This is a genomic window from Blastomonas sp. CCH1-A6, from assembly GCF_001556365.1.
GTDB lineage: Bacteria > Pseudomonadota > Alphaproteobacteria > Sphingomonadales > Sphingomonadaceae > Blastomonas > Blastomonas ursincola.
In genome coordinates this window covers 1-7065 of sequence record NZ_LSIS01000104.1, presented here as the reverse complement: position 1 = coordinate 7065, position 7065 = coordinate 1, and the positions used below count along the sequence as shown (strand labels likewise).

Below are 7065 nucleotides of genomic sequence, written 5' to 3'. Positions count from 1 at the left end.
ACCGAGATCTGATCATTGGGCCGTTCCTCGAAGCGCGGGCACATGATGTCGGTGTCGAGGATCGAAGCCTTGGACAGCACCTTGCGCGCCTTGATGCCGCTCGCCTTTTCGATGAACTCGACCGAGCTCGGCTGCAGCGCGACCATCTCTCCCGCTTCGATCGCTGCGGCATGCTGCGCGTTATGCTGCGCAACATAAGCGTTGAAGCTGGCAACCAGCTCTTCATTGCTGATGCTGTCGGCGGGGGTGAAAAGGCCGGTCGAGGAGATGACCGGGCGGGCTTGGTCGTAAGCGGAAGTCATGTATCCGTAGGGTCCTGCACTATAGCTGGAGCGGGCTGGCGTCTTACTGCGGCAACACGGCCTTGGCAAGGGTGGTGCGGCAAGCGGAAACACAGATCTGGGGGTATTTTTCCTGCTTGCGGATTTCTGCGGACCACCTTTTGATATCGCAAACACCAATGGGAGCAGGATGCATGGAATATTCGGGCAAGGTCATCTGGATCACCGGGGCTTCGTCGGGGATTGGCGAGGCGCTCGCCGAGGCTCTGGCCGTGCGCGGCGCGCACGTCATCCTTTCGGGCCGCCGCACCGATGCGTTACAGGCGGTAGCCGATCGGCTACCGACCAAGAGCCTGATCCTGCCTTTCGAGACCACGGATAAGGCCGCTTTGCCCGGCATCGTCGAACGGGCCATCGCGTGGAAGGGCCAGGTCGATGGCCTCGTGAACAATGCCGGCATCAGCCAGCGCGCGCTCGCGGTGGACAGTGCGCTTGAAGTCTATGACCGGATCATCGCTGTCGATCTGCTCGCGCCGATCTGGCTGACCCAACTGCTGCTACCGCACATGACCGCGCGCAAGTCAGGACTGGTCGTCGGCATCTCCTCGGTCGCGGGCCGCGCCGGGGTGCCGCTGCGCACCGCCTATTGCGCCGCCAAGCACGGGCTGATCGGCTATCTCGACGCACTGCGCGCAGAGACCGAAACGCATTACGGGATGAAAGTACACACCGTGCTCCCCGGATCGATCCGCACTGCTGTCTCGGCCAATGCCTTGTCGGGCGATGGCAGCGCCTTCGGCCATACCGACAGCGCCATCGCCAATGGCATGGACCCGGCGGAATGCGCCTCCCGGATCCTTGCCGGAATCGATGCGGGCGAACCCGAAATCCTGGTCGCCGAAGGCATGGAGGACATGATCGCCAAGCTGCGCATGAACGATCCGCTCAAGGCGTTCGAACTGATCGGGTCGATCGGCGCGCAGATGGCGGCCAAGCGCGACGCGGAGCGCGGCGGATGAGCGACGCGGCGCGCGCGCTGATCGAGACGCTGGGGCTGGCTCCGCATCCCGAAGGCGGCTGGTTCAAAGAAACCTGGCGCGGCGCCGCCGGTGCCGATGGCCGCGCCAGCGAGACGCTGATCTACTTCCTGCTCGAAGCCGGGCAGCACTCGCACTGGCACACCGTCGATGCGACCGAGATCTGGTGCTGGCATGCCGGTCACGCCATCGCCCTCGGCCATGCGCCGGGCGATGCCGGGCCGATCACGTGGCACCGGCTGGGCGCGGACATATTGGACGGAGAGACCGCGCAGGTCGTCATTCCGCCCGGTCACTGGCAGGCCGCGCATGCCGACACGGGCTGGGCGCTGGTCAGTTGCATGGTCTCGCCCGGGTTCGAGTTCAGCGGCTTCGTGCTGGCCGAGCCGGGCTGGGAGCCGGGTTGAGCAGATTGCTGGTTCAGTCGAGCCGCGTGACCGTTGCCTGCAGGCCAAAGCTGCTAACAGTGGCCATGACATTGTCATAACTGATGGAGAATGTTGTGCTGGCCAGCTTGGCCAGCATTGCTGTCTTATCAATAGGAAGCGAGTAGTTGTCGAATTTACTGTCCGTTCTCCTCCCGATTTCAGTACCATCCTGGCTCAACGAAATATATGCACTATTTCCTTCGCCGGTCTTTACCCCAGCATGCCAGGCATGGATCTCAACCTTTGAGTCCCAAAGAAAGGGCCCGATGACGAGCGCGTCGATATTGTCTCCTCCGATCGTACGGCTTTGCCCAGCTTCGAGATCATCAAAAGGTCCGGCCATTGCAGCATTCCTCCTACCAAAGGCATACTGCAGCCTTACGCGACCTCGAGCGCGTCACATAATTACGACTTGTTAATCTGTCGCCGCAACCTGCGAAGACTGCCAATCAGACTATCCCGGCGTCTTGTCGAATTTCACCGCGTCGTCGGCAAAGCGCACCCAGGGCTGGGCACTGACCGTCCAGAAATGCAGCTTGGGCTCCAGCCCGCTCACGTCGTCGAGCGTGCCCGCCTTGACGAAATGCAGACCTTGCTGACTCGGCAGGTCGGACAGGATCGGCGATCCGCAATTGCCGCAGAAGCGCCGCCAGACGGGATCGCCGCTTTCGCCCCTGTCCTCATAGGTCTTGAGCTCACCGGTGATCGTCATCTGTGCATCGGCTACCCCGATCAGCACCGACATCGCGCTGCCAGCCTGTTTCTGGCAATTGCGGCAATGGCAGACCGCGCTCAGCAGCGGATCGCCCTCGATCTCGTACCGCACAGCGCCGCACAAGCATCCCCCCGTTGTCGTCATGATCGTCTCTCCCGTTTCAACCGCTGGCTGCATCGACCGCAGCAAATTCCTGTCGCAGCAACTTGGTGCTGTCCTCGAGCATCAGGCTCTCGACCATCGCGGCGACCATCGGCGCGCGCGATTGCACGCTGACGATTGCCGCGCAGGTCGCGCCGCCATCAGCATTGCCAGTAAGCGTGAGCAGGCACTGGCCTTCCGCCGACAATCCCTTGGGCTTGGCATCGCGGACTGCGCTCCAGCTGCCATCGGCGGCTCGCGTCCAGACATCGCGCTGGGTCAGGTCGAGCCACGAGCCGATGACCGCACGGATCATCGCGGGCGCATCGACTGGCACCTGACGGGTGATCGCGACCTCGATTTGATCGGACGACAGATGCTCTACCGTGACCGAAATCTCGCGCGAGCCCTGGTCCTGCATCATCCCGGTCAAAAAGTCCGCGTCGGTCCAGCGTGCGACCACCGCCTCGACAGGCGCGGCAAAGACATGATTTTCCTCGCGTTTCAGCATGCCCGCCCCTCTTTCCACGATGATTGCGCTTCTACCATCATACACTAGGCTGGCGGGCGATGTTGACAAGCTATCTTGCCACGGTGCTGCTGATCGAGCTCACCCCGGGTCCGAACATGGCCTATCTCGCGGCGCTGACGCTGGGCCATGGACGGCGCGCCGGGCTGGCGGCAGTCGCGGGGGTGGCGCTGGGCCTCGCGCTGATCGGCCTTGCTGCTGCCATGGGATTTGCCGCGCTGGTCGCTGCGAGCCCCATGCTTTGGAACGCACTGCGCTGGGCAGGTACGGCCTATCTGTTCTTCCTCGCCTGGGAGACCTGGCGCGACGAGAAGGAGACATCGCCCGCCGGCATTGCCGGTGGACCGTCCGGCAAACACCGCTTCTTCCTGCGCGGACTGATGACCAACGTGCTGAATCCCAAGGCGGCGCTGTTCTATGTCGCGATCTTGCCGCGTTTCCTGCCCGAACAGAACGCGAGCCTGCACGATGGCCTGCTGCTGACCGGGATCAGCGTGGCCGTGGCGACGGCGGTGCACCTCGCCATCGTGCTGCTCGCCGCGACGCTGCACCCCTTGCTCAGCCAGCCCGAGCGGCTGCGCGGAACGCGCCGGGTGCTCGCGATCAGCCTTGCGGGTATCGCCCTCTGGTTCCTGCGGTCGAGCGCGCTACCGACCGGCTGAAGGGAACCAACGCTGCCAGCTTCCGTAATCCCGGCAGACATTTATGGAGGCGAGCAATGATCCGACATGGCGAAGAGGTCGAAATGACCAGCGAAGAGGCGAGCGCAGGGCAGAAGCGTCATATTGTGCGCTATGTGCTGATGATCTCGCTCGCGCTGATCGTCATCGCCTTTGCGATCATCGTGTTCACCGGCTCGGCCAATGCTCCCGACAATCCCGCGCCCGATCCGCAGGAATCGGTGTCCGATCCCGTCGAGGCGCCTGAAGGCCAGGCTCCATTGCCCAACCCCAATCCCTGATATTGACGCGTATCAGCGCGCGAGCGCCGCTTCGGTCTCGTCCATCAAGGCGGCGATGATCTCGGCGGCGCTTTCCTCGCGCGTGACCATGCCGACCGACTGGCCCGCCATCAGCGATCCGTTCTCGACATCGCCGTCGATCACCGCGCGGCGCAGCGCGCCTGCCCAGAAATGCTCGATCTGCAGCTGCGCCTCGGCCATGTCGATGCCGCCAGCGTCGAGCAGGGCGGCGACCTCGCGCTGCTTGGCAGTGAACTCTTCGGTGCCCTTGTTCTTGAGTGCGCGCACCGGGATCACCGGAAGGCGCGGATCGACCTGGACGCTGGCCACCGCATCGCGGGCATTGCCGCGCAGGAACGCCTTTTTGAACGCCGGGTGCGCGATCGATTCATGCGCGCAGACAAAGCGGGTGCCAAGCTGCACGCCCGCCGCGCCCATTTCCAGATAGGCGGCGATTGCGCTGCCGCGGCCGATGCCGCCTGCGACGAACACCGGAACCTCGTGCGCGACTTCGGGCAGGATTTCCTGCGCGAGCACGCTGGTCGCCACCGGACCGATATGGCCGCCTGCCTCCATCCCCTCGATCACCAGCGCATCGACGCCCGAACGGATGAACTTCTTGGCGAGCGTCAGCGCGGGTGCGAAACACACGACCTTGGCGCCCATCTCCTTGATCGCCTCGATGCTGCCCTTGGGCGGCAGCCCGCCTGCCAGCACGACATGGCCGACCTGATGCTTGGCGCACACCGCGATCAGCTCCATCAGCTGCGGGTGCATGGTGATGAGGTTGACGCCGAACGGCCTGGTCGCAAGCGCCCTGGTCGCAGCGATTTCGGCATCGAGCAGTGCGGGGGTCATCGCCCCGCAGGCGATCACGCCAAAGCCGCCTGCATTCGAGATGGCCGAGACGAGGTTGCGCTCTGACACCCAGCTCATCGCCCCGCACAGGATCGCGGTCTCGCTGCCCAGAAAGGCGGTGCCGCGCGCCATGGCGGCAGCGGTGAGCGGGTGGCTCATGCTCACGCCTCTACCGCGTCCAGCCCGTACGCCGTGTGCAGAACGCGCACCGCGAGTTCGGTATAATCCTCCTCGATCAGCACGCTGACCTTGATCTCGCTGGTCGAGATCGCCTGGATGTTGACGCCGCGATCGGCAAGCGCCTTGAACATGGTCGAGGCAACGCCCGCATGGCTCTTCATGCCCACGCCGACGACCGAAATCTTGGCGACATTGGTGTCGGGGATGATGCGGTTGAAACCGATCGATTCCTTGGCGCCTTCGAGCAGGTCGAGCGAACGCGCCAGATCCGCGGCGGGCACGGTGAAGGTCACATCAGTCTCGCCCTTGTCGCGGCCGACATTCTGGATGATCATGTCGACATTGATCGCGGCCTCGGCCAGCGGGCCGAAGATGTTCGCCACCGCACCCGGCTTGTCGGGCACGCGGGTCAGCGTGATCTTCGCCTCGTTCTTGTCGTGCGCGATGCCGGTAATCAGCTGGCGTTCCATGTCCATTCCTTCCAGTTCTTCGTCGCTGACGATCATCGTTCCGGGGATCGTGTCCGCTGCCGGCGCATCATCGTCGATGAACGAGGAGAGCACCTGCACGCGCACGCCTTCCTTCATCGCCAGGCCCACCGAGCGGGTCTGCAGCACCTTGGCCCCGACGCTCGCCAGTTCGAGCATTTCCTCATAGGTCACATTGGCAAGCTTGCGCGCCTTGGCGACGATGCGCGGGTCGGTGGTGTAGACACCGTCGACATCGGTATAGATGTCGCAGCGGTCGGCCTTGACCGCCGCTGCCACCGCCACCGCCGACGTATCCGATCCGCCACGGCCCAGCGTGGTCACACGGCCATCCTCGCTCATTCCCTGGAAGCCGGGGATCACGGCAATGACGCCCCTCTGCATCTCGGCGATCAGCGCTTCGGCATCGATGCTGTCGATGCGCGCCTTGGCATGCGCCTCGACGGTCTTGATCGGCAGCTGCCAGCCCAGCCAGCTGCGCGCGTTGGCGCCGAGCGCCTGCAGCGCGATGGCGAGCAGCCCGCTCGTCACCTGCTCGCCGCTGGCGACGACCACGTCATATTCCGCCGGATCGTAGAGCGGGTTGGCCTCGCGGCAGAAATTGACCAGCCGGTCGGTCTCCCCCGCCATCGCGGAGACGACCACCGCGACCTCGTGCCCGGCATCCTGCTGGCGCTTGACGATGCGCGCGACCCTGCGGATGCGCTCTGTCCCGGCCATCGATGTGCCGCCGAATTTCATGACGATCCGTGCCATTGCCCGTTCGTGCTTTCCCTTATGCGAAGTTCGCCCCTATAACCGGGCGCTGCCATAGAGAGGCCCCATCATGAACGCAAGCACCGGAACCGTGGAAACTCGTAGCGGAACCCCAGCCCCGCGCAGCGGTACCATCGACCCGAAAGAGGCCGCGCATTTCGGGCGACTGGCGGCGGAATGGTGGGACCCGAAGGGCGAATCGGCGATGCTGCACAAGCTGAACCCGGTGCGCCTCGCCTATATCCGCGCGGCAATCGACCGGCACTGGGCAGAAGCGGGTGCGGCGCGCAAGCCGCTGGCGGGGCGCAGCGCGATCGATGTCGGCTGCGGCGCGGGGCTGCTGGCAGAACCGCTCGCCCGGCTCGGCGCACGCGTGACTGGGCTCGATGCGGCGGCGGAAAATGTCGCGGCAGCGCAAGCGCATGCCGAGGCAGTCGGTCTGACGATCGACTATCGCAATGTCGATGTCGAAACGCTCGAGGGCGAGACGTTCGACCTGGTCACCTCGATGGAGGTCATCGAGCATGTCACCGATCCCGCAGCATTCGTCGCCGCGCTCGAGCGCACGCTCGCGCCCGGCGGGCTGATGCTGCTCTCCACCCCCAATCGCACGCCCATGTCCCGGTTGATGCTGGTCGAGGCGGCAGAACGGCTCGGCCAGCATCAACCGGGACATGGGCGTGCGATTGGG

10 protein-coding genes and 1 pseudogene are annotated in these 7065 nt (G+C 64.5%); 5 read left to right on the top strand and 6 right to left on the bottom strand.

Going from position 1 to position 7065, the window contains the following annotated elements; genetic code table 11:
* Positions 1-302 (bottom strand): annotated as a pseudogene (locus AX735_RS04655) (beta-ketoacyl-ACP synthase III); the annotation flags it as partial.
* 173 nt (positions 303-475) lie between these two features.
* Here AX735_RS04655 and AX735_RS04650 point away from each other — a divergent pair.
* Both AX735_RS04650 and AX735_RS04645 read left to right on the top strand, forming a co-directional pair.
* Positions 476-1300 (top strand): SDR family NAD(P)-dependent oxidoreductase, encoded by an 825-nt coding sequence (locus AX735_RS04650; RefSeq protein WP_066276375.1) that lies wholly within the window; start codon positions 476-478, stop codon positions 1298-1300.
* Positions 1297-1725: a cupin domain-containing protein gene (locus tag AX735_RS04645; protein ID WP_066276372.1), complete on the top strand. Its 429-nt coding sequence runs from the start codon at positions 1297-1299 to the stop codon at positions 1723-1725. The genes AX735_RS04650 and AX735_RS04645 overlap by 4 nt, the downstream gene beginning before the upstream one ends.
* A 13-nt stretch (positions 1726-1738) precedes the next feature.
* On the opposite strand, the gene AX735_RS04640 is transcribed toward AX735_RS04645, so the two are convergent.
* The 3 genes from AX735_RS04640 to AX735_RS04630 all read right to left on the bottom strand — a co-directional run bounded on the left by AX735_RS04640 (position 1739) and on the right by AX735_RS04630 (position 3113).
* Positions 1739-2089, bottom strand: coding sequence for a hypothetical protein (locus tag AX735_RS04640; protein ID WP_066276364.1), 351 nt, complete (start codon positions 2087-2089; stop codon positions 1739-1741).
* Positions 2090-2200: 111 nt separating this feature from the next.
* The gene (locus tag AX735_RS04635; protein WP_066276379.1) at positions 2201-2605 is read right to left on the bottom strand and encodes a GFA family protein; all 405 of its coding nucleotides are present in this window, start codon (positions 2603-2605) and stop codon (positions 2201-2203) included.
* Between the two features lie 16 nt (positions 2606-2621).
* Complete coding sequence (locus AX735_RS04630; protein WP_066276359.1) at positions 2622-3113, bottom strand: DUF2505 domain-containing protein; 492 nt, start codon at positions 3111-3113, stop codon at positions 2622-2624.
* A 59-nt stretch (positions 3114-3172) separates the two neighbouring features.
* On the opposite strand from AX735_RS04630, the gene AX735_RS04625 reads away from it, so the two are divergent.
* Complete coding sequence (locus AX735_RS04625) at positions 3173-3793, top strand: LysE family translocator (protein ID WP_066276353.1); 621 nt, start codon at positions 3173-3175, stop codon at positions 3791-3793.
* 56 nt (positions 3794-3849) lie between these two features.
* Positions 3850-4092 carry a hypothetical protein gene (locus AX735_RS04620; RefSeq protein ID WP_066276350.1) on the top strand — a complete coding sequence of 81 codons (243 nt, stop codon included), beginning with the start codon at positions 3850-3852 and terminating at the stop codon, positions 4090-4092.
* A 12-nt stretch (positions 4093-4104) separates the two neighbouring features.
* On the opposite strand, the gene AX735_RS04615 is transcribed toward AX735_RS04620, so the two are convergent.
* Entirely contained in the window at positions 4105-5109 is a 1005-nt protein-coding gene (locus AX735_RS04615) for an NAD(P)H-dependent flavin oxidoreductase (protein ID WP_066276345.1), read from the bottom strand.
* 2 nt (positions 5110-5111) lie between these two features.
* Positions 5112-6374 (bottom strand): aspartate kinase, encoded by a 1263-nt coding sequence (locus AX735_RS04610; RefSeq protein ID WP_066276341.1) that lies wholly within the window; start codon positions 6372-6374, stop codon positions 5112-5114.
* A 70-nt stretch (positions 6375-6444) separates the two neighbouring features.
* Between AX735_RS04610 and ubiG the strand changes: the two genes are divergently transcribed.
* The coding region (ubiG, locus tag AX735_RS04605) for a bifunctional 2-polyprenyl-6-hydroxyphenol methylase/3-demethylubiquinol 3-O-methyltransferase UbiG (RefSeq protein WP_066276335.1) at positions 6445-7065 on the top strand (621 nt) is incomplete at its 3' end.

Excerpts from the sequence above, each read along its gene's own strand:
- AX735_RS04610 (WP_066276341.1), bottom strand. The coding sequence starts at position 6,374 with ATGGCACGGATCGTCATGAAATTCGGCGGCACATCGATGGCCGGGACA.
- AX735_RS04635 (WP_066276379.1), bottom strand. The coding sequence starts at position 2,605 with ATGACGACAACGGGGGGATGCTTGTGCGGCGCTGTGCGGTACGAGATC.
- AX735_RS04645 (WP_066276372.1), top strand. The coding sequence starts at position 1,297 with ATGAGCGACGCGGCGCGCGCGCTGATCGAGACGCTGGGGCTGGCTCCG.
- AX735_RS04650 (WP_066276375.1), top strand. The coding sequence starts at position 476 with ATGGAATATTCGGGCAAGGTCATCTGGATCACCGGGGCTTCGTCGGGG.
- AX735_RS04640 (WP_066276364.1), bottom strand. The coding sequence starts at position 2,089 with ATGGCCGGACCTTTTGATGATCTCGAAGCTGGGCAAAGCCGTACGATC.
- AX735_RS04615 (WP_066276345.1), bottom strand. The coding sequence starts at position 5,109 with ATGAGCCACCCGCTCACCGCTGCCGCCATGGCGCGCGGCACCGCCTTT.
- AX735_RS04625 (WP_066276353.1), top strand. The coding sequence starts at position 3,173 with ATGTTGACAAGCTATCTTGCCACGGTGCTGCTGATCGAGCTCACCCCG.
- AX735_RS04620 (WP_066276350.1), top strand. The coding sequence starts at position 3,850 with ATGATCCGACATGGCGAAGAGGTCGAAATGACCAGCGAAGAGGCGAGC.
- AX735_RS04630 (WP_066276359.1), bottom strand. The coding sequence starts at position 3,113 with ATGCTGAAACGCGAGGAAAATCATGTCTTTGCCGCGCCTGTCGAGGCG.